The sequence below is a fragment of the Methylobacterium sp. GC_Met_2 genome (genome assembly GCF_026540795.1).
Taxonomy (GTDB): Bacteria; Pseudomonadota; Alphaproteobacteria; order Rhizobiales; family Beijerinckiaceae; genus Methylobacterium.
Genome location: NZ_JALNUM010000104.1, coordinates 1 through 20903 on the forward strand (window position 1 = coordinate 1; position 20903 = coordinate 20903).

Genomic DNA, 20903 nt, shown 5'->3' on the forward strand with positions numbered 1-20903 from the left:
CCTCGACTGAGATGTCGGGACCGATCACCTGCACGCGTCAGGGGGGCAGGGCACGCGTGGCAGGAACCGACACGCGAACGTCGTAGAAGACACCGCGCCGCCGCGGTGTCCCCGAGCCTCACGCGGCTGTGCGGCGCTCGACCATCCGGGCCAGGAACGCGCTGCCGACCGGGATGATCGAATCATCGAAGTTGTAGCCGGCATTGTGCAGGCCGGGGCCCGGATTGGCGCCAAGCCAGACATAGGCACCGGGCACCGCCATGGTCATGTCGGCGAAATCCTCGCTGCCCATCTTGGGCGTGACGTTCGGCTCGACCTTGTCGGCCCCAAGCAGTTCAGTCGCGATTTCGGTGGCGGCGGCAGCCTGCTCCGGGGCGTTCTCCAGAACGGAGAACACGTCCTGCAAATCGACCGTGACCTCGGCGCCGTAAGCCGTGCCGAAGCCCGCCGCCAGCTCGCGCATGCGCGTGCCGGCGAGCGCCCGGATCTCCGGGTCGAAGGTGCGGATCGTCCCGGCGAGGTGCGCGGTCTCCGGGATGACGTTGTAGGCCGAGCCGGCCTCGATCCGGGTGATCGACAGCACGATCGACTTCAGTGGATCGGCGTTGCGCGACACGATCGATTGCAGCGCCTGGGCGAGGCCGGTGGCGACGATGATCGGATCGGTGCCCCGGTGCGGCTGGGCGGCGTGGATGCCCTTGCCGCGGATGTGGATGTCGAAGAAGTCGGCCGCCGCCATGATCGGCCCGGGCCGCAGCTTGATCGTGCCGGCGCCGCCCCCCGGCTGGTTGTGCAGGCCGTAGATCTCGTCGCAGGGGAATTTTTCGAAGAGCCCGTCCTTCAGCATGGCCCGGGCGCCGCCGCGGCCCTCCTCGGCGGGCTGGAACACGAACACCGCGGTGCCGTCGAAGTTGCGCGTCTCCGCAAGGTAGCGGGCGGCGCCGAGCAGCATCGTGGTGTGGCCGTCATGGCCGCAGGCGTGCATCTTGCCCGCATAGGTCGAGCGGTAGGGGAGGTTGGTCTCCTCCTCGATCGGCAGGGCGTCCATGTCGGCCCGCAGGCCGATCCGGCGCCCGTTATCGGTGCGGCCCTTGAGCAGGCCGACCACCCCGGTGCCGCCGATTCCGCGATGCACCTCGCAGCCCAGCGTCTCCAGCATGTCGGCGACGATGCCGGACGTGCGCACCTCCTCGAAACCGAGCTCCGGATGGGCATGGAGGTCCCGGCGCAGAGCCGTCAGCTCGTCGGCATAGGCCTTGATGTGGTCGATCGGACTCATGTTTCAGGTACTCTCGGGGGAAGCTGTCGTGGCAGGCTCCACGCCGTCACAGGCGGCGCCATCGTCCGTCCGTCGGTACGGTGTCAAGGTATCGAGAACGTCCACCGCCTCGGCGACGTGGGCGCGTTCCCGCTGCAAGTAATCGGCCACGGCGCGGCGGAGCGCCGGGTCGGCGATGTCGTGGGCCGAGTGCATCAGCACCGGCCGATAGCCGCGGGCGAGCTTATGCTCCCCCTGCGCCCCCGCCTCGACCCGCTTCAGGCCCCTGCGAATCGCAAAATCGATCGCCTGATAGTAGCAGACCTCGAAATGCAGGAACGGGATGTCCTCGATGCAGCCCCAGTTGCGGCCATAGAGCGCCGTATCGCCGATCAGGTTGATGGCCCCGGCGATATAGTCGCCTGCACGTTTGGCCATGACGAGCAGCACCCGGTCGGCCATACGCTCCGACAACAGCGTGAAGAACTTCCGATTGAGGTAGGGCCGGCCCCATTTCCGGGAGCCCGTGTCCGTGTAGAACGCATAGAACGCATCCCAGTGGGCCTCGGTGATGTCCGCGCCGGTCAGGTGCTCAACCGTGATGCCAGGGGCCAGCGCGTCGCGGCGCTCCTTGCGGATGTTCTTGCGCTTCCGGGAGGCCAGGGCTGCGAGGAAGTCGTCGAACGTGGCGTAGCCATCGTTCTCCCAGTGGAACTGCTGGTCGGTGCGTTGCAGGAAGCCCGCGGCGCCGGCCCGGTCCCACTCGGCCTCGGGCATGAAAGTCACGTGGATCGAGGAGGCCTTGGTCTCGCCCCGCAACGCGCGAAGCCCCGCGACGAGACCGGCCGTGGCCTCGTCCGGATCGGCCCCCGGCGCGATCAGGAAACGCGGACCGGTGACGGGCGTGAACGGGATGCTGACCTGGAGCTTCGGATAATAGGATCCGCCGGCGCGCTCGTAGGCGTCGGCCCAGCCGTGGTCGAACACGTATTCGCCCTGGCTGTGCGATTTCAGGTAGCAGGGCACGACGCCGAGCCGCTCGCCATCGCGCTCCACCGAGACGTGGAGGGGTAGCCAGCCGGTCCGGCGCGAGACGCAGCCGGAATCCTCAAGCGCCGACAGGAAGGCGTGGGAGACGAACGGGTTGTGGGTCTCGTCGCCCGCCGCCAAGGTCTCGGCGGAGAAGGCGCAGGCATCCCACTCCGCCGCGCCGATCTCCTTCAGTCCGGGCAGCGCCCGCACGGTGAGCGTGGGGGTTTCCGGCGTCGGCCCGGGTGCTTGTTTCATAGGACCGAGTCTAATCCCTGTCCGGGCAGGAGCAAGCGGGCGGATGCGCGCGGCGGGGTAGCCGCCCTTGTCAGACGGGGGCGGACGTCACACCATCCGGTCTTGAGAATCCGGGACCGAAGTGCATCACCATGACCCGGCACGCCGCAGACCTCGCGATCCATACGGGCACCGACCGGCATCCACCGGACGATTTCGCCGAGGACGTGCTGTGCGAGATGAGCAATCTCGACTCGCAGGATACCAACGTCCCCGGCACGATCTTCGTCTCGACCGCGCTCGGTTCCCACGGGCCGCGCGTGAAGTGGTATCCCGGCCGGGCCGGGCGGATGCTGCCTTGCCTGATCGTTTCCATCGAAGCGGATCCGAAGGTCCGGGAGGATTTCGTCCGGACGCCGGCTTCCCGGGCGGCTGCGCCACTGGTCGTCGCTTGGGTGCGCTTGAACCATGCCGCGCTTCTAAATTTCTGGGCGAACGGCGCATCGTGGAGTCGCCGCGAGGTCTCGGCCTTCCTCGATAGCCTGCACAAGCTTCCGTGAGGCTCGTTACGGCACACGCCCTTCTCCCGGACAGGTGAAGCGCCAGCGGAACCTGATCCGGGAACGAGCATAAGAAGCGCCGCGCCAGCGCATCCCGGCCGCCATACCGTTCACTCGGTCATCTGACCGACGCAGGAAATCTCGTCCGACTTGCAGCTGAGATACCCTTTGAGGACCTTGATCCGCTGATCGGTCAGCCCCTTCCGGCAGCCGTCGTATTCCATCGAATAGGCGGAGCCGCCCTCAAGGCCCATCGTCTCCAGGGCGCAGGTCGCGTCGCGGAACGGCAGCCAGGCCTTCTGCGCCGCCCGCAGGCCGTCCTTCGCCTTCGGGCCGATCTTCTTCATCAGCTGGCCATAGACGGTGTTCAGCGCCTGATCGGCGGTCCCGTAATCGGCCGCCGCGCATTCGTTGAGATCCGCCTGGGTGGAGCCCTCGCACGGTCCGGCGGCCGAAGCGGGGGCCGCCGCGAGCAGGAGCACGGCCATGGCCGCCGCCCCGCAGAACCGGACGCATTGCGGCTGCATCTCAGTGGAATCGCGTGTGACGGTTTGCATCGAACGAGCTCGAATCGGATGATCCGTAGGAAAATTTACGGCACGAAGCCCTCGAACACCATCTGGTCCGCATGCGCGCCCGCGCGGGTGCGCTGATCCTCGGTCCGGACCGTCCAGGCCATCACGGGGATCTGCCCGAGCAGCCGGCACAGGAAGGTCGGCGCACAGGGCAGGTCGTCCACCCGCCAGGACAGGAAGTCGGGACGGGTCTCGGCGAAATGCAGAAGGTCGGAGAGTGCCCGGCGCAGGCTCGGCGGCAGCGCCGCGTAGACCGGGTCGTCCTGCGTCGTCTCCGCCACGATCCCCCGGGGGATCGTCGGGCACAGGGCGCGCAGGGCAGCAACCACCTGCGGATCGAAGGATTTCAATGCCACCGGCCCGTCATAGGCGGCCGCAACCTCCGCAGCACGGGTGGCGAGCCGCAGGTCGCCGTCGTAGCGGGACTTCACCTCGACCACCACGGGCACCGCCCCGCCGATGGCCGCCAGGAAGGCCTGCAGGGTCGGGATCGTCTCCGCGGTCCCGGCGATCGAAAGAGTACCGAGATCGGCGGCCGAGCGCTCCGACACCGCCTCGCTCGCCTGCGTGAGGCGCCCCAGCGCAGCGTCGTGAAACACCATCGCCTCGCCGTCGCGGCTGAGCTGCACGTCGCATTCGATGGCGAAGCCGCCCGCAACCGCCGCCCGGGCCGCGGCCAGCGTGTTCTCCGGCCGGCCCGCAGCCCGGTCGTGCAGCCCGCGATGGGCGATCGGCCGCGCGGTCAGCCAGTCGGGGGCCGCCACCGTCAGCGGACCTCGAATAGCGCCTCGACCTCGACGGCGGCGTCGAGGGGGAGTTCGGCGACGCCGACCGTGGAGCGGGCGTGGCGGCCCCGGTCGCCCAGCAGCTCGACCATGAGGTCGGAGGCGCCGTTCATGACCCCGGCCACCGCCGAGAAGCCCGGCGCCGCGTTGATGAAGCCGCCGAGCCGCACGCACTGGACCAGAGCGCGGTCGAGATCGCCCACCGCGGCCTCGAGCTGGGCGAGAATGTTCAGGGCGCAGAGCCGGGCCGCGTCCTTGCCCGCCTCCGCCGGAACGTTGCCGCCGACCTTGCCCTTGTGCTCGGCCGCGATGGTGCCGTCGGCACCGAAGCAGATCTGCCCGGAGATTACCACGAGGTTGCCGGTGCGAACGAACGGCACGTAATTGGCCACCGGCGCTGCCGCCTTCGGCAGGGTGAGACCGAGCGTCTGCAGGCGTTCCTTGATCGTGCTCATCGCAGGCTCCGTCGCTGATCCAAATCCGCCGGAGCAGGAGCATGGCCGGACCCTTTCAGGCAAGGGGTGCCGCCCATGCGACGGGTAGAATTTGGGTGTTCCGAAGCATCACGCAGACCTGCCGCGCGGGTGCGGTGAACATTGAATCGTTGACAGGACCGCACGCTTTCATAGTAATCGCGCGCGTGCCGCCCCTGACTGAGGCGGCACTTTCATTTGGAGCCGGCTAACGCTTGCTCCGGGATCGATCGATAAACGGAGATGGGACCCGTGACGTCAGCCCTTCTGCCGACTTATGTCCGCGCGCCGCTCGCCTTCGAGCGCGGCGAAGGCGCTTGGCTCGTGACGGAGGGCGGCGAGCGATACCTCGATTTCGGCGCCGGCATCGCGGTCAACGCGCTGGGCCACGCCCATCCCCACCTCGTCGGCGCGCTGACCGAACAGGCGAATCGGATCTGGCACACCTCGAACCTGTTCGAGATCCCCGGGGGCGAACGCCTCGGCCAGCGCTTCGTGGAGGCGACGTTCGCCGACGTGGTGTTCTTCTGCAACTCGGGGGCCGAGGCCAACGAGGCGGCGATCAAGATCGCCCGGAAGTACCACGCGGTCGGCGGCCATCCGGAGCGCTACCGCATCGTCACCTTCGCGGGCGCCTTCCACGGGCGGACGCTGGCGACGCTCGCGGCCGGCGGCCAGCAGAAATACATGGAGGGCTTCGGGCCCAAGGTGGAGGGGTTCGATCAGGTCCCCGCCGGCGACTGGGCGGCCCTCGAGGCGGTGATCGGACCGGAGACGGCCGCGCTGATGATCGAGCCGATCCAGGGCGAGGGCGGCGTGCGGGTGATCCCCCACGCCGATCTCCGGCGCCTGCGCGAACTCTGCGATGCCAACGGCCTGCTCCTGATCATGGACGAGGTCCAGACCGGCATCGGCCGCACCGGCAAGCTGTTCGCCCATGAATGGTCGGGCATCACCCCGGACATCATGAGCGCCGCCAAGGGCATCGGCGGCGGCTTTCCGATGGGCGCCTGCCTCGCCACGTGCGAGGCCGCTCGCGGCATGACCGCGGGAACGCACGGCACCACCTTCGGTGGCAACCCGCTCGCCATGGCGGTGGGCAACGCGGTGCTGGACGTGGTGCTGGGCGAGGGCTTCCTCGATCAGGTGGCCCATTCCGGCCTGCTGCTCAAGCAGAAGCTCGCAGCACTTCGCGATCGGCATCCGCACGTCTTCGAAGAGATCCGCGGCGAGGGGCTGATGCTCGGGCTCAAGCTCGGCGTGCCGAACACCGACTTCGCCGCCGCGGCGCGCAACGTGCATCTGCTGGTGATCCCGGCGGGCGACAACATCGTCCGCCTGCTGCCGCCGCTGACCATCGGCGCGGCCGAGATCGACGCGGCGGTCCAGCGCCTGGACGCAGCCGCATCCGAATTCGAGGCCGTGCGCGGCGCGGCCGAGTAGGCCCGAGCCCGGGACCCGTGAACACCGCCCGCCGCCCCGCGGCGGGTGGCCCGAAGCGTTTCCGGACACGGTCGATTCCGCCGTGCCTGACGGAAATGCCCCTACAAGGAGGTAGAGTACGGTTCATGATCAGGTGATCGTTGAGCGGACTCTAGTTATTGTGACGCGATGAAAGCCCAGATGAACGGCCGGGCGAAGGCCCAGGCCCCGCACCCGAATAGTGCCGGCCCCCGTCATTTCCTCGACCTCAAGGATTTCTCCGGGGCGGAGCTGCGCCGGGTCCTCGATGCCAGCGCCGCGATCAAGGCGGTACGCCGGAAAGGCGAGCGCGCCGCCGAGCGCCCGCTCACGGGCAAGACCCTGGCGATGGTGTTCGACCGGCCCTCGACCCGAACCCGCGTCTCCTTCGACATGGCGATGCGCGAGCTCGGCGGCGAGACGCTGATGCTCACGGGTTCCGAGATGCAGCTCGGCCGGGGCGAGACCATCGGCGACACCGCGCAGGTGTTGTCGCGCTTCGTCGACGCGATCATGATCCGCATCCTCGATCACGGGCAGATGCTGGAGTTGGCCGAACACGCCACCGTGCCGGTGATCAACGCGCTGACCAAGATCTCGCATCCCTGCCAGATCATGGCGGACGTGCTGACCTTTGAGGAGCATCGCGGACCGATCGAGGGCCGGACCGTGGCGTGGTCGGGGGATGCCAACAACGTGCTGGAGAGCTGGGTCCACGCGGCGGCCCGGTTCGATTTCACCCTCAACGTGGCGAGCCCGCCGGAACTGGCACCGCCGGCCGCGCTGATCGCCTGGGCCACGCAGGAGGGCGCCAGGCTCAACGTCACCACGGATGCCTTCGCGGCCGTGGACGGCGCGGATGCGGTCGTCACCGATTGCTGGGTCTCGATGGGTGACGACGACGAGGCCCACCGGCACAACCTGCTGAGCCCCTATCAGGTCAACGCCAAGCTGATGGCGGCGGCCAAGCCGGACGCAGTCTTCATGCATTGCCTGCCGGCCCATCGCGGCGAGGAGGTGACCGCCGAGGTGATGGACGGCCCCCGCTCCGTGGTGTTCGACGAGGCGGAGAACCGCCTGCATGCGCAGAAGGGCATCTTGGCTTGGTGCCTGCGCGCGGGCGGACTCTGAGTCCGGGCTCGCGCCCGCGGCTCGGGCGCACCATATAGCACTGAGCGGGCGGCACGCGCGGCCCGTATCCCCATCACGGCTGCCGACAGGCGGCATCCCGGCGACGGGCGTGGCGCAGCGCGCCCGTTCTGCCGCAGGGTCCGGGCGGGGTGAGGGATCGCCCCGCGCAGGTCAGCCCCTCACGAAGTTCGGCTCGCTGCGATGACGGATCCCCGTCTCGCCGGGCAAATCGATCGGAGAGGGCATGACCTCAGGAACCCCAACACAATCGCTCGCCAGCAACGGTCATGCGGGCGACGACGATGCCGTGCTGCCCTTCGCCGTAGAAGCACTGGATGTGCGCGGGCGTATCGTCCGGCTTGGGCCTGCCGTCGACACGATCCTGCGCCGGCACGGCTATCCGGACCCGGTGGCGCGCCTGCTCGGTGAGGCGGCGGCGCTGACCGTGCTGCTCGGCTCCTCCCTGAAATTCGAGGGCCGCTTTCAGCTCCAGACCAAGACCGACGGTCCGGTGGCGATGATCGTGGTCGACTTCGAGGCGCCCGATCGCCTGCGCGCCACCGCGCGGTTTGACGCCGAGCGCGTCACCGCCCTGGGCTCCGGCCCGCTCAAGGATGCCGACCTGATCGGCGCCGGGCACCTTGCCATGACCATCGACCAGGGTACCACCACCAGCCGCTACCAGGGCGTCGTCGCCCTCGAGGGGCAGAGCCTGGAGGAGGCCGCCCACCAGTATTTCCGACAGTCCGAGCAGATCCCGACCGAGGTCCGCCTCGCAGTGGCCGAGGCCGTGGAGGAGGGGGCAGGGCATTGGCGGGCCGGAGGCCTGCTCGTGCAGTTCCTGCCGCAATCGATCGATCGCGCCCGCCTCGCCGATCTGCCGCCCGGCGACATCCCGGAAGGGCGCCTGCACCTGTCGGGTGAGGCACCCGAGGATGACGCCTGGGTTGAGGCGCGTTCCCTGGTCAACACGATCGAGGATCACGAACTGGTCGATCCCAATCTGTCGAGCGAGCGCTTGCTCTACCGGCTGTTCCACGAGCGTGGCGTGCGGGTATTCGACCGTCAGCCGGTAAAGGAGACTTGCCGCTGCTCCCACGAGCGCGTGCTGGGCATGATCCGCTCGTTTTCCCCTCAGGAGCGGCACGACATGGTGGCGGATGACGGCCGCATCGTCATCACCTGTGAATTCTGCTCCCGGCGCTACGATCTCGATCCGCAGATGGTCGAGGCTGAGATCGCCGACCAGCCGAAACAGTAGAAATCGGCCCGATCGCCGATCAGGGAGGATTTCCTCGCCTATCAACGGTCAAGCTTATCTCGCGAAACGCAGAAATATCGGTATTCGTTGCGCGAATTTTTCGTACACTTGGCCAGAACCGTTTTCGGACCTTCGACGTTGCGTGGCAGATTCAACATTGGAGGAACGCCATGCGGAGAGTGTCGATCGGTTTGGCCGCGCTGCTGATGAGCACCTCGGTCTACGCGCAACAGCCGGGCGGGGCCGAGCGGGGACCTGGAACGGCCGGCCGCGGGGGCCAGGGCGGCGCCGAGTCGAGCATGAAGTCCGGCGCCGGGGGCGACCGGATGGTTGGTGGCGAGCGCGGCGGCATGCAGAGCAGCCAAGCCGCCGACCAGAATGCCGGCCCGGCTCAGGCCGAGCGGGGCCGTGGATCCGGCGGCGAGGGTCGGACCGCGCAGGACCGCGAGCAGGGCAGCCGCGGCGATCGCGCCAGCGCTGAGCGAGGCGACCGCGATAATGCTCGGACCTCCGACCGGAATACCCGCGGAGACCGCGACGGCGCCCGCGCTGAGCGCGGTGATCGCCGGGGCGACCGCGTCGATGTCCGCGCGCGCACTGATGTCGGCAGCCGGACCGACGTGCGCTCGAGGCGGGTTGAGGGCGGCTTACGCCGCGAGGGCCGATTCGTGTTCATCGGCGGCCGCCGGATCGTGTACGGTTCGCCCGAGTACCGCCGACTCCTTGTTACCGAGAATCGCGGCCCGCGGGAGCGCTACGTGGTCATCCGCGGTCAGCGCGTCCTGTACGGCTCGCCGGAGTATCGCCGTCTCGTCAGCGTCCGCGAGACTGGCCCCCGCGCCCGCTACGTGGTGGTTCGCGGCCAGCGGGTCCTCTACGGCTCCCCTGAGTATCGCCGCCTCGTCACGGTGCAGGAGGAGCGCTTCGTGACGATCCACGGCCGGCGGGTCCGTTACGGTTCGGATGCGTATCGTCGCCTCAGCGGCGGGACTGCCGTCAGCGCGAGCTTCCGCTCGGAGCAGCGCGCGGGCGCCCGGTTCGATAATCGCGGTGAGCGGGATCGGGACGGCATCCGCAACGCCTCGCGGATTGAGGGTCGCGACAACGGCCGTAACGCCGGACGGACGGATCGTGGGAACGAACGGGGCATGGAGCGTAACGCTAAGCGCAACGGCCGGAACGACGGCATGCGGAACAGCGAGATGCACGGCAACCAGCAGGACGGCATCCGAAACGCCTCCGACCGCGGCAACGCGCAGGGTGGCATGAAGTCCGGCGCGGAGGGTGGCCGGACGGGCGATGAGCGCGGCGGCATGCAAGGCAATGCCAACGGCTCTGGCAACATGGGCGGCGGGCGGACCGGAAGTCAGCCGGGTGACGGGCGCAACTGATCGGGCCAGAATTATCCTAGGGAGGGGCTATCCGAGCCCCTCCCTTAAACTTTCAGCACCGGTTCCGCGATGTCGCCGCCGCCGCGAGCCCTGAGATAATCCGGCTGGAACAGGCACATCCGCACGGCGTCGCGATAGCGCCCGTTCACGAAGAACTCGTCCTTCAGCACCCCCTCGGGGTGGAAGCCGCAACGCTCGTAGATGCGCACGGCCCGGGCGTTCTCGCGATCGACGTGCAGGTAGAGCTTGTGGATGTTGAGCACGCTGAACGCGTAATCCATGGCGATCCGGGTCGCCTGCCACGCGTAGCCCCGGCCCTGGAAGCCCGGGTGGATCGCGATCTGAAACTCGCAGCGTCGGTGCAGGTGGTTGATCTCCACCAACTCGATCAGCCCGGCCGGCTCACCGCTCGGATCGGCCACGATGAAGCGGCGCTCGCCCTGATTGTGGATGTTGCGCTCGTAGAGCTGCTGCAGTTCGGCGAAGGACTCGTAGGCCTCCTCGAACCAGTAGCGCATGATGCTGTCGTTGTTGTTGAGCTGGTGGACGAAGCGCAGGTCCTCCCTCTCCAGCGGCCGCAGCTTGATGGTGATGTCGGTGAGCGCCTTCATGACGCGCAGGCTCCGATCAGGTCGCGCAGGAACCGCTCGCCCTGGCCGAGGGCGTCCAGGGTGATGAATTCGTCGGGTTGATGCGCCTGGGCAATGTCGCCGGGGCCGCAGACGACGGTCGGGAGCCCCGCCGCCTGGAACTGGCCGGCCTCGGTGGCGTAGGGCACCGCCACGGTGCGGTTGCGCCCGGCGAGCCGCAGGCACAGCCGCTCCGCCGCCGAGCCCGGATCGGGGGCGAGGCCCGGGATGTCGACCTCCTCCAGCGTCTCGATCCGCCCGAAATCGCCGTAGCGGTTGAGCCGCTCCCGAATCACCCGCTCCACCTCTTGGGCAAAGAGCCGTGGGATCTCGGCCGGGTTGAGGTCCGGTAGGCCGCGATACTCCCAATGGAAGCGGCATTCCTTGGCGATGATGTTGCGGGCAGTCCCGCCCCGGATCGTCCCGACATGGACCGTGGTGGCGGCCGGATCGAACCGGCCGGATGCGTCACCCCGCTCGATCATCAGGTCGGCGATCCGGTTGAGCCCGGCCACCAGTTCGCAGGCGGCCGACACGGCATTGGCCCCAAGCGCGGGCCGGGCCGAATGGGCCTCGCGGCCATGCACGGTGGTGAGGCAGGTTACGATGCTCTTGTGCGCGTCCGCCACCTCAAGGCCGGTCGGCTCGCCGACGATCACCGCAGCGGGCCGGGGCAGGTCCTTGCCGAAACGGACGATCCCGTCCATCGAGCCGAGGCAGGTGGTCTCCTCGTCGTAGGAAAGCAGGATGTGGATCGGCCGCTTCAGGTCGGCCGCCAGCATGTCGGGCACCAGGGCGAGCGCGAGGGAATCGAACCCCTTCATGTCGACGGCACCCCGCCCGTAGGCCCGGCCGTCGGCAACGCGCAGGGTGAACGGGTCGGTGTTCCAGGCCTGCCCCGCCACTGGCACCACGTCGGTATGGCCGGAGAGCACAACGCCGCCGTCGACCATCGGGCCGATCGTGGCGAGGATAGCCGCCTTGTCGCCGGCGGCGTTCGGCAGGTGCAGGTACGGCACGCCCCACCCGTCCAGGTAGGCGCAGACCGAATCGATCAGGGCGAGATTGGACTTGTCGCTCTCGGTGTCGAACGACACGAGGCGGGCCAGCATGTCGAGCGGGCTCAGCCGCTCGCCGGTCGCAGGCATGGGTTCCTCCGGGGCGAGGCCCCAGGCCAGGGCCTCAATGCAGGCTGCGGCGGACGTGCGGGCTGTCGAGGGAGAAGGCGGGGATCTCAGCCTCGAAGCTCTCACCGGCCACCGTCGCCATGGTGTAGCTGCCGGCCATCAACCCGTCGGGCGTGTTGAGCGGGCATCCGCTCGTGTAGCAGAAGGACTCGCCGGGCTCCAGCACGGGCTGTTTGCCGACCACGCCTGTGCCACGCACCTCTTGGCAGGAGCCGTGCCCGTCGATGATGCGCCAGTGGCGCGAGCGGAGCTGGACCTGCTCGCTACCGTTGTTCACGATCTCGACCGTATAGGCAAAGAAATAGCGACTCTCACCCGGCGAAGATTCCTCTTCGACGAAGCGAGACTGGACGGTGACACTAATTCCCCGCGTCTCGGCCTTGTACATCGCCCTATTTGGCCCTTCTTGCGGACGGTACGATTCGCGAAGCAGAATGAAACGCGCTTCCTGCGCGGTGGTAGTTGGCTGTGGAATCCCCGTCAATTGCGGCTGACTACCTCGCGCGGCCACGAAGCGCGCACGGGTCCGCTGCTTCGGCCTGTCCTATTTCGGCTACGCTGTGATGGGGGAGGGACCGGTTAAGGCCGCGTTAGCCAGTCCCGGAGGAAAACGGAGGCGGACGCGGACCGGCCGGCGGCGCGCAAGAGAGGTATAGGCGCGATGACAGCGGGTGCAGCCACGGACGGGTCCCATGCGGACGCCGGCAGCCGAAGCGGCATCCTGCCGGCTCAGGCCATCGCGGCGTTGGCGCGGGCGGGCGGGATCCGCACCGGGAGCCCGTTCGCGGCCGATCAGATTCAGCCGGCCAGCATCGACCTGCGCCTCGGCGACACCGCCTACCGGGTGCGCACGAGCTTCCTGCCGGGGGCCGGCCGCACGGTGCAGGCCTGCGTCGAACGCCTGGCCCTGCACACGATCGACCTGCGGCCGGGCGCGGTTCTCGAGACCGGCTGCGTCTACATCGCGGAGTTGCAGGAGCGTCTGGCGCTGCCCGGCGACCTCGCAGCGGCGGCCAATCCCAAAAGCTCCACCGGGCGCATCGATGTGTTCACCCGCGTGATCACCGACCGGGGCGAGGCCTTCGATCAGGTCGAGCCAGGCTATGACGGCCCACTCTACGCCGAGATTTCGCCGCGCACCTTCCCGGTCTTGGTCCGCACCGGCTCGCGCCTGTCCCAGATTCGCTTCCGCCGCGGGGCGGCGCGGCTGAACGAGACCGAGCTCGGCCTGCTCCACGCCCGCTCGGCCCTGGTCGATGTGGGCAATCCGTCCCTCCAGGGGGGCGTGGCGGTCTCGGTCGACCTCGCCGGGTTCGACGGGTTGATCGGCTACCGGGCGAAGCGCCACACCGGGCTCGTGGATGTCGACGCCCCCGGTCGCCACCGCGCGGCCGACTTCTGGGAGCCGCTGGCGGCCGACGGATCGGGCAGCCTGATCCTCGATCCCGGCCAGTTCTACATCCTGGCCTCCAAGGAGGCCGTGCAGGTCCCGCCGGACCACGCCGCTGAGATGGTGCCGTTCGATCCCCTGGTCGGCGAGTTCCGGGTCCATTATGCGGGCTTCTTCGATCCGGGCTTCGGCTATGCCGGGGCGGGGGGCGCAGGGGCGCGCGCCGTGCTGGAGGTGCGCTCGCGCGACGTGCCGTTCCTGCTGGAGGATGGCCAGATCGTCGGCCGCCTCGTCTACGAGCGCATGCTCGACGTGCCGGAGACCCTCTATGGCGCGGGCGCCGGCTCGAACTATCAGGCGCAGGGGCTCAAGCTCTCGAAGCACTTCGTCCTGTAGCGCTGGGACTCGCGGGACAGGAGCCTGGATCGCATGGACACGGTGGACCGGAAGATCCTGGACATCCTCCAGCAGGACGCGACTCTGCCCGTGGCCGAGCTCGCCGAGCGGGTCGGCATCAGCGCCGCGCCGTGCTGGCGCCGGGTGAAGAAGCTCGAAGCCTCCGGGGTGATCCGCGGCCGGGTCGCGCTGGTCGACCGCCGCAAGGTCAACGTGCCGACGACGGTGTTCGTGGCTGTGAAGGCGCCGCGCCACGCCGCCGACTGGTCCGAGGCGTTCCGCAGGATCGTGGCCGACTTCCCGGAGATCGTCGAGGCGTGGCGCCTGACCGGCGAGATCGATTATCTGCTGCGCATCGTTGTGCCCGACATCGAGGCCTACGACGCCGTCTATCAGCGGCTCATTGCCAAGCTCGAGTTTTCGAACCTGTCGTCCTCCATCGCCATGGAGGAGATGAAGTACACGACCGCGGTCCCGACGCTTTACGTGGGGTGAGGCAGAAGTGACGCCTCAGCCCGCGGCAATTTCGTAGGTCCGGTGGATCGAAGAAGTCTGGGCCCGGTGATCGTAGCCGTAGACGTGGATCGAGACCGCAGCCTCCGGCCCGTCATTGGCGATCCGGTGCAGGTTCGGCCCTGAGGGCATCATACAGGCGACGAAGCCGGGTTGGCGGACGGTGTCCAGGGTCGCGACCGCATGCGTGGCGCTGATCGGCCGATACCACGTCTCACGCAGCGAACCGCGCAGCAGCCCGAAGCAGCACGAGCAGTGATGATCGTGCACCGGCGTCACCGTGCCGGGCGCCCACACCATCGCCCACACGCTGATCGTCTCGGTACCGAACAGCAGGTTGCGGCTGAGGCCCTCGCCCTGGCCGACGAGGCGGGACGGATCGAGGAGTTCCGGCCGGGACAGGAGCCGCAACAGCGTCTTCCGCGCGGCGGCGAGATAGGCCTCCGGCGCATGACGCGCCGACACCGCAAGATCTGTCATCATCGCCGCAACTTCAGCGGAGGTGACCGAATGCGCCATGTCAGATCTCCTTCGCTGCATCCCTCGCAGCGATGGCTATCGTATCGCGGACGTTCCGCCGCGTGTTTGCGTTGTTTCCGCGACTGACCGAGGACGGCGCAATCGAATTGCGTAGCCGGCGGCTTTCGAGAAACGTCATTGCGCGACCCGGTGATCAACGTGAGACCGGGCGCCCGCTGATCGATCAGGACCCTTCGACTGCACGCGCAAAGGCGTGAACCAGAATTGAGTCCAGCTTGCCCTCCATGCCCCGAAGGATCCCCATGGCGGCGACAGCCGGCAGGGGCGCCCGGTAGGGACGGCGCTCGACCAGGGCCGCGTAGACGTCGCAGATCGTGATGAGCCGGACGATGTCGGGGATGGAATCACCCCGCAGCCCGTCCGGGTAGCCTGTACCATCGAGCATCTCGTGGTGATGACGGACCACGGTGAGCACGGGCTCGTCGAACCCGCCGGCCTGGATCAGGATCGCGTGGCCGACAGCCGCATGCTCGCGCATCACGGCCCGCTCGTGCGTGTCCAGCGGGCCCGGCTTGTTCAAGATCTCCAGGGGGATCCGGGCCTTACCGACATCGTGGACAAGGGCGGCGCGCACGAGCTGCTGGCGGTCCGCCACCGAGAAGCCGAGATCGATCGCGAAGGCCGCCGCAAGACCGGTCACCAGCAGGCAATGCTGGTAGGTGGCGTCGTCGTAAGCCCGAACGGTCGCCAGCCAGGACCCGAGGCCACCGACGCCGACCGCCTCGATCACCGGTTCCAGGCCCTCGTCGATCCGCGCGGCATCGACAGCCCCCGATCTGCGGGCGGCATCGAACAGATCGGCGATGACCGCGCCCGTCGCACCGGCGGCCCTGGCGACGGGGGATGGGCCGGGCTTCAGTCGCTCCCGCTCCGCTGATCCGATCTGGGTCCGAAGGGCCACCACGATGGTGTCGACCGGCGTCTCGGCAGGCAGGCAGAGGCGCGATCCGAGCCCCCGGGCCGCCGACAGGCTGCGCTGCCCCATGCTGCGCATCAGAAACACACGCGGCAGGCCGGGTGCGTTCGCGATGATGGCCCGCAGGCCGGTCAGCGGCGAGGGCTGCAACAAGTCGAGATCGACCACGAGCGCGCGATGCGGGCCGGGGGGCGGGGGCTCCGAGGCTCCCAGCACCGTACAGGGGGCGATCCCCTGCAGGGCGCCCAGGAGATCGGAGCGGACCGGTTGCTGGTCGGTGTAAAGGACGAGGTTGCCCGCGTGCATCTCACCCGGCTTCGCAACGGCTGGCGCCACCCCGTGATCGGCGCGACGCCATTGTTCGGTACAGGCTAGCGCACCAGCCTTGCCAGATCGTAATGACCCGGGTTCAGCCCGCCGCCGCCGCGTCGAGCAGCCACGCGATCTCGCCCGCGCTGGTGACGCGGCCCGCCGGCAGGTCCTCGCCGACGGCGAGACGGGCTAAAGCCGCACGCTTTCCCGCGCCGGTCACGAGGAACAGCACGTGCCGGGACGAGGCCAACGCCGGAAACGTCAGGGTGATGCGCGGCACGAACGGCGCGAGCCCGGCCTCGGGCACCGGCGCGACCAAACGTTGCGTCTCCGCCACGGCCGGCTTGCCGGGGAACAGCGAGGCAGTGTGCCCGTCCTCGCCAAGGCCGAGGAGCACAAGATCGAACAGGGGGTGAGCGGGATCGAGCGTGTCGGCACCGTAAAAATCCAGCAGCGTGCGCTCGTAGGCGCGGGCGCCGGCCTCCACTCCCGCATCCGAGGGAATAAAGTGCAGATGCGTCGGGGGGATCGCGGCGCCGTGGCCGAACGCCTCCCGGACCATGCCGACGTTGCTGCGCGCGTCGTCCCAAGGGACGACCCGGTCGTCGCCGAAGAACCAGTGGATCCGCTCCCACGGCACCCTACTGGCGTAGTCCGGTCCGGCCAGGAGGCCATAGAGCACCTTCGGCGTCGATCCGCCGGAGAGGCAGATCGCGATGCGCTCAGACTGGTTCTCGCCGCAGGCCACGATCAGCCGCTCGGCCGCCTCGCGGGCGATGGCCTGCGGATCCGTCAGGACATGGGTGACGGCAGGAAGGCTCATCGGGCGCCCCTACTTCTTCGGCTCCTGGTGTCCGCCAAAGCCCTTGCGCATCGCCGAGAGCAGCTTGTCGGCGTAGCTCTCGTGCTCGCGGGAGCGGAAGCGGCGGTACAAGGCGGCGGACAGCACGGTCGCCGGCACGCCTTCCTCAATGGCAGCGTTGATGGTCCAGCGGCCCTCGCCGGAATCGTCGACATGGCCGGAGAAGTCGGAGAGCTGCTCGTCGCCGGCGAGAGCCTGGGCGGTCAGGTCGAGGAGCCAGGAGGAGACGACGCTGCCGCGCCGCCAGACCTCGGCGATGTCGCCCAAATCCAGGTCGAAGCGGCGCTCCTCAGGCAGACCCTCCGAATTGGCATGGCGGAGGATGTCGAACCCCTCGGCATAGGCCTGCATCAGCCCGTACTCGATGCCATTATGGACCATCTTCACGAAGTGGCCGGCACCGGTCGGCCCGGCATGGATGTAGCCCTGCTCGGCGCGGGGATCGCGGCCCTCGCGGTTCGGGGTCTTCGGGATCTCGCCGATGCCGGGGGCGAGCGTCTTGAATATCGGATCGAGCCGGTCGACGGTCTCTTTGTCGCCGCCGATCATCATGCAGTAGCCGCGATCGAGGCCCCAGACACCGCCCGACGTGCCGACATCGACGTAATGCAGTCCCTTCGCCTTCAGCGCGAGGCCGCGGCGGACATCATCGCCGTAGAAGGAGTTGCCGCCATCGATGATGCAATCGCCCGAATGCATGAGGTCCGCGAGGGTCTGGACGGCCTGCTCGGTGATCGCACCCGCCGGCAGCATCACCCAAACCGCGCGCGGCGCTTCGAGCTTGGCGACCAGATCCTCCAGGCTCGACGCGCCGACGGCGCCGGCCTCAACCAAGGCCGCGACGGCCTCCGGGTTCTGATCGAACACCACCGCCTTGTGCCCGTCGCGCAGCAGGCGCCGGACGATGTTGCCGCCCATCCGGCCGAGGCCGATCATGCCGAGTTGCATCGCTGCTCTCCTCCGGATTTTTTCTCCCCCTAGCGGGGAGGGGTCAGGGGTGGTTCAGAATCGAGCGGCGCGTTTTATTCTGCGCCACCCCCACCTCCGGCTCCCCCCGCAAGGGGAGGAGAGAAGGGTGCCTAAGCCACCGCAGCCTTCAACGCCGCCGTGATACGCTTCAGGCCGGTCTCAAGATCGCCCTTGATGTGGACCCGCAGCGCCCGCCGGCCGCGCTCGGCCAACACCGCGAAATCGCCCCGTGCCTGCGCGGCAACTACGGTGGTGAAGCCGAGCTTTCGGCCGGGGATCGGCAGGTCCTGCGACGGATCGGCGGTGATCTGCAGGAACACGCCGGTATCCGGGCCGCCCTTGTAGGCTTGGCCGGTGGAGTGGAGGAACCGCGGCCCAAATTCCAGGCAGGTCGCGACCTTCCGGCCATCCCGGATGGCGATCCGCGCTTCCTGCAGGATGCCGGCGGTCCGTTCGTCGCGCGGCACGTAGGCGAGGAGGGCGAGGTAATCCCCGTCCTTCAGCCGGGCGACCTGCGCCTTAAGCGCTACGTCCAGCCCGTGCGAGGCCTGCTTCAGCCCCTCGGCGTTCTTCGGATCGGCGTAGAGGGCGATCGTATCGTCCGCGAACAGCGGCGTCTCGGAGGGCAGGGACCCGCTGGCCTCGGCCTCGGCGAACAGCTTCTTCGTCTCGACCTTGCTTGCCTCGACATCCGGCTGATCGAACGGGTTGATGCCAAGCACTCCGCCCGCCACCGCGGTCGCCATCTCCAGGCGGTAGAATTCCTGCGGCAGCTGCTCGATGGAACCGAGGGTGATCCGGGCGATCGGGTGCCCGTCGCGCTCCAGGGCGCGCAGGGCGTCATCCTGTGCCACCGCGGCCCCGCCGTCGAGGCGCAGGTAGAGGAAGAACCGGTCGTGGCCGTAGACGGCCGGGACACCGACGGGCTCCCCGTCCACCGGCACCAAGCCCTTGCCCTGCTTGCCGGTCGATTCCGCGATGAGCTGCTCGGCCCAGGCGCCGAAGCTGTCGATCGCAGGCGACGCGATGACCGTCACCTTGTCCCGCCCCGCGAGCGCCGCCGCACCCAGGGCGGTGCCGAGCAGAACGCCGGGGTTCACGGCCGGGGGGACCACCGGCCCACAGGAGCGGACCATGACGCGGGCAGTCTCCAGCATCGCCTTCACGTCGAGGCCCATGGCGGCGGCCGGCACCAGCCCGAAGGCCGAGAGCACCGAGTAGCGCCCGCCGATCTGCTTCACCCCGTAGAAGATTTTTCTGAACCCATCCGCCTTGGCGGCGCGCTCCATGTCGGAGCCCGGATCCGTGACCGCCACGAAGTGCTCGCCGGCCGTCTCGCCGAGCACGTCCTTCGCGCGGCTCAGGAAGTAGTCGCGAAACACGTTGGGCTCCAGCGTCGAGCCGGACTTCGAAGCGACGATGAACAGCGTCTTGCCGAGATCGATGCTCGCCTCCAAGGCGCGCACCTGATCCGGGTGAGTCGAATCGAGGATCTGAAGCTTCGGGAAACCCTCACGCTGGCCGTAGGTCAGACTCAGAACCTCCGGGCCGAGGCTCGATCCGCCCATGCCCAGCACCACCGCATCGGTGAAGCCCTGGCTCTTCACCCAATCTGAGAACGCTGCGTAGTCGGCGGCCTTCTCAAGCTCCTCCTCGACGATGTGCAGCCAGCCGAGCCAGCCCGCCTCGTCTTGGCCGGACCAGACCGTGGCGTCACCCGCCCAGAGCCGGCGGATCGCGCCGCTGGCGCGCCAGGATTCGACGGTCTTCTTCGCTTCGTTCGCCAACGTCTCCTCGAGTGCGAGGCTCTGGCCGTCGAGGCGGTGGCCCAGCAGCGCCGCGCGCTTGCCGGCGACAGCCCCGAGCAGATTGTCGGCAGCGTCGATGAAGAGCTGGACGCCCTCTCGCACCAGCTGCTCGGCGATCTTTTCGATGTCGATGCCGGTGCGGGCGAGGCGGGCCATCACGGCCTCGGCGCCCGGCACGTCCTCCTCGATCGTCGCGCGCACCACGCCGTGGTCGCGAAACGCGTCCATGGTGGCCGGCGGCATGGTGTTGACGGTGTTCGGGCCGATCAGCTCTTCGACGTAGAGCACGTCGGAATAGGCCTTGTTCTTCACGCCGGTGGAGGCCCAGAGCAACCGCTGCGCCTTGGCGCCCTTCTCGGCCAGCCCTGTCCACTTCGGCTCTGCGAAGATCGACCGGTAGCGCTGATAGGCGAGCTTGGCGTTAGCGATCGCCACCTTCCCCTTGAGCTGTTCCAGGGCGATCTTCTCGTCCGGGTCGTTAGCCTGGGCGATCTTCTCGTCCAGCAGCTTGTCGACCAGCACGTCGATGCGGCTGATGAAGAAGCTTGCCACGCTGGCGATCCGCGAGACGTCGTGCCCGGCCTTAGCGCGCGCGTCGAGACCGTCGACGAACGCACGAGCCACCGCCTCGTAGGCCTCCTGCGAGAACAGCAGGGTGACGTTGATCGAAATCCCCTCGGCGGTGAGCTGACGGATCGCCGGGATGCCCTCGGGCGTGGCCGGAACCTTCACCATCAGGTTGTCGCGCGACACTGCCTTATGCAGGCGCCGTGCCTCGGTCAGCGTCTCCTCGGTGTCGAGGGCGAGGTAGGGCGAGACCTCCAGGCTGACGTAGCCGTCGGCGCCGTCGCTCGCCTCGTAGACTGGGCGCAGCACGTCGGCGGCGGCCTGGATGTCCGCGATGGCCAAGCCCTCGTAAAGGTCGATGACCCGGCTGTCGCCGGTCTCCTGCACGGCCTTGATGCTCGCATCGTACTCGTCCGAGTGGCCGATCGCCTTCTCGAAGATCGACGGGTTGGAGGTGACGCCGCGCAGGCCGTCCCGCTCCACGAGCTGCTTGAGTTCACCCTTCTCGATGAAGCCCCGGGCCACGAAATCGAGCCAGACCGCTTGATCCTGTTCGTCGTGCAGGGCCTTGAGCGCGTTCATGTCGGTTCCTCGTCTCGCGTGCCGCGTTCCGCACCCGGAACGCGCTCTCCTCCCCCTTGTGGGGAGGAGTT

General features: G+C 68.5%; 20 protein-coding genes. 7 read left to right on the plus strand and 13 right to left on the minus strand.

The annotated features are described in order from the left end of the window. Nucleotides 1-118: 118 nt before the first annotated feature. Both OXS49_RS25850 and OXS49_RS25855 read right to left on the minus strand, forming a co-directional pair. Nucleotides 119-1279, minus strand: a complete 1161-nt coding sequence (locus tag OXS49_RS25850; RefSeq protein WP_244007104.1) for a M20 aminoacylase family protein — start codon at nt 1277-1279, stop codon at nt 119-121. A gap of 3 nt (nt 1280-1282) precedes the next feature. Then, nucleotides 1283-2545 carry a GNAT family N-acetyltransferase gene (locus tag OXS49_RS25855; RefSeq protein ID WP_267427531.1) on the minus strand — a complete coding sequence of 421 codons (1263 nt, stop codon included), beginning with the start codon at nt 2543-2545 and terminating at the stop codon, nt 1283-1285. Nucleotides 2546-2676: 131 nt separating this feature from the next. Here OXS49_RS25855 and OXS49_RS25860 point away from each other — a divergent pair, with 131 nt between their 5' ends. Further along, nucleotides 2677-3084 carry a hypothetical protein gene (locus tag OXS49_RS25860; RefSeq protein WP_244007108.1) on the plus strand — a complete coding sequence of 136 codons (408 nt, stop codon included), beginning with the start codon at nt 2677-2679 and terminating at the stop codon, nt 3082-3084. Between the two features lie 110 nt (nt 3085-3194). Here the strand turns inward: OXS49_RS25860 and OXS49_RS25865 are convergent, their stop codons facing one another. The 3 genes from OXS49_RS25865 to OXS49_RS25875 are packed head-to-tail and all read right to left on the minus strand — an operon-like array spanning nt 3195 to nt 4899. Beyond that, entirely contained in the window at nt 3195-3641 is a 447-nt protein-coding gene (locus OXS49_RS25865) for a lysozyme inhibitor LprI family protein (protein WP_267427532.1), read from the minus strand. A 35-nt stretch (nt 3642-3676) separates the two neighbouring features. Continuing rightward, a complete protein-coding gene (locus tag OXS49_RS25870) occupies nt 3677-4423 on the minus strand; it encodes a glycerophosphodiester phosphodiesterase family protein (protein WP_244007110.1) in 747 nt (248 codons plus the stop codon). A gap of 2 nt (nt 4424-4425) precedes the next feature. Further along, the gene (locus tag OXS49_RS25875; protein ID WP_267427533.1) at nt 4426-4899 is read right to left on the minus strand and encodes a RidA family protein; all 474 of its coding nucleotides are present in this window, start codon (nt 4897-4899) and stop codon (nt 4426-4428) included. Between the two features lie 270 nt (nt 4900-5169). Here OXS49_RS25875 and OXS49_RS25880 point away from each other — a divergent pair, with 270 nt between their 5' ends. The 4 genes from OXS49_RS25880 to OXS49_RS25895 all read left to right on the plus strand — a co-directional run bounded on the left by OXS49_RS25880 (nt 5170) and on the right by OXS49_RS25895 (nt 10161). Next, on the plus strand, nt 5170-6360 hold the full coding sequence (locus tag OXS49_RS25880; RefSeq protein ID WP_267427534.1) for an aspartate aminotransferase family protein: 1191 nt from the start codon (nt 5170-5172) through the stop codon (nt 6358-6360). A gap of 168 nt (nt 6361-6528) precedes the next feature. Further along, the gene (argF, locus tag OXS49_RS25885) at nt 6529-7509 is read left to right on the plus strand and encodes an ornithine carbamoyltransferase (protein ID WP_244007113.1); all 981 of its coding nucleotides are present in this window, start codon (nt 6529-6531) and stop codon (nt 7507-7509) included. A gap of 244 nt (nt 7510-7753) precedes the next feature. Next, a complete protein-coding gene (locus tag OXS49_RS25890) occupies nt 7754-8770 on the plus strand; it encodes an Hsp33 family molecular chaperone (RefSeq protein WP_267427535.1) in 1017 nt (338 codons plus the stop codon). 170 nt (nt 8771-8940) lie between these two features. Next, the gene (locus OXS49_RS25895; protein ID WP_267427536.1) at nt 8941-10161 is read left to right on the plus strand and encodes a hypothetical protein; all 1221 of its coding nucleotides are present in this window, start codon (nt 8941-8943) and stop codon (nt 10159-10161) included. Nucleotides 10162-10205: 44 nt separating this feature from the next. Here the strand turns inward: OXS49_RS25895 and speG are convergent, their stop codons facing one another. Genes speG through apaG form a run of 3 tightly spaced genes read right to left on the minus strand, consistent with a single transcriptional unit; the run spans nt 10206 to nt 12365 of the window. Then, nucleotides 10206-10754 carry a spermidine N1-acetyltransferase gene (gene speG, locus OXS49_RS25900; RefSeq protein ID WP_267427545.1) on the minus strand — a complete coding sequence of 183 codons (549 nt, stop codon included), beginning with the start codon at nt 10752-10754 and terminating at the stop codon, nt 10206-10208. Nucleotides 10755-10768: 14 nt separating this feature from the next. Next, nucleotides 10769-11938, minus strand: coding sequence for an acetylornithine deacetylase (gene argE / locus OXS49_RS25905; RefSeq protein WP_267427537.1), 1170 nt, complete (start codon nt 11936-11938; stop codon nt 10769-10771). A 34-nt stretch (nt 11939-11972) separates the two neighbouring features. Continuing rightward, on the minus strand, nt 11973-12365 hold the full coding sequence (gene apaG / locus OXS49_RS25910; RefSeq protein ID WP_243920488.1) for a Co2+/Mg2+ efflux protein ApaG: 393 nt from the start codon (nt 12363-12365) through the stop codon (nt 11973-11975). 273 nt (nt 12366-12638) lie between these two features. Here apaG and OXS49_RS25915 point away from each other — a divergent pair, with 273 nt between their 5' ends. Both OXS49_RS25915 and OXS49_RS25920 read left to right on the plus strand, forming a co-directional pair. Continuing rightward, nucleotides 12639-13763: a 2'-deoxycytidine 5'-triphosphate deaminase gene (locus OXS49_RS25915; RefSeq protein WP_267427538.1), complete on the plus strand. Its 1125-nt coding sequence runs from the start codon at nt 12639-12641 to the stop codon at nt 13761-13763. 33 nt (nt 13764-13796) lie between these two features. Then, on the plus strand, nt 13797-14258 hold the full coding sequence (locus OXS49_RS25920) for an Lrp/AsnC family transcriptional regulator (RefSeq protein WP_267427539.1): 462 nt from the start codon (nt 13797-13799) through the stop codon (nt 14256-14258). Nucleotides 14259-14273: 15 nt separating this feature from the next. Here OXS49_RS25920 and OXS49_RS25925 read toward each other — a convergent pair whose 3' ends face one another. The 5 genes from OXS49_RS25925 to OXS49_RS25945 form a co-directional block, all read right to left on the minus strand. Then, nucleotides 14274-14795 carry a cysteine dioxygenase family protein gene (locus OXS49_RS25925; RefSeq protein WP_267427540.1) on the minus strand — a complete coding sequence of 174 codons (522 nt, stop codon included), beginning with the start codon at nt 14793-14795 and terminating at the stop codon, nt 14274-14276. A 184-nt stretch (nt 14796-14979) separates the two neighbouring features. Next, nucleotides 14980-16068, minus strand: coding sequence for an HD-GYP domain-containing protein (locus OXS49_RS25930; protein WP_267427541.1), 1089 nt, complete (start codon nt 16066-16068; stop codon nt 14980-14982). Between the two features lie 73 nt (nt 16069-16141). Further along, nucleotides 16142-16867 carry a 6-phosphogluconolactonase gene (gene pgl, locus OXS49_RS25935; protein WP_267427542.1) on the minus strand — a complete coding sequence of 242 codons (726 nt, stop codon included), beginning with the start codon at nt 16865-16867 and terminating at the stop codon, nt 16142-16144. A gap of 9 nt (nt 16868-16876) precedes the next feature. Then, complete coding sequence (gene gnd / locus OXS49_RS25940; RefSeq protein ID WP_267427543.1) at nt 16877-17854, minus strand: phosphogluconate dehydrogenase (NAD(+)-dependent, decarboxylating); 978 nt, start codon at nt 17852-17854, stop codon at nt 16877-16879. Nucleotides 17855-17985: 131 nt separating this feature from the next. Continuing rightward, nucleotides 17986-20832: a bifunctional transaldolase/phosoglucose isomerase gene (locus OXS49_RS25945; RefSeq protein WP_267427544.1), complete on the minus strand. Its 2847-nt coding sequence runs from the start codon at nt 20830-20832 to the stop codon at nt 17986-17988. Between the last annotated feature and the right edge of the window lie 71 nt (nt 20833-20903).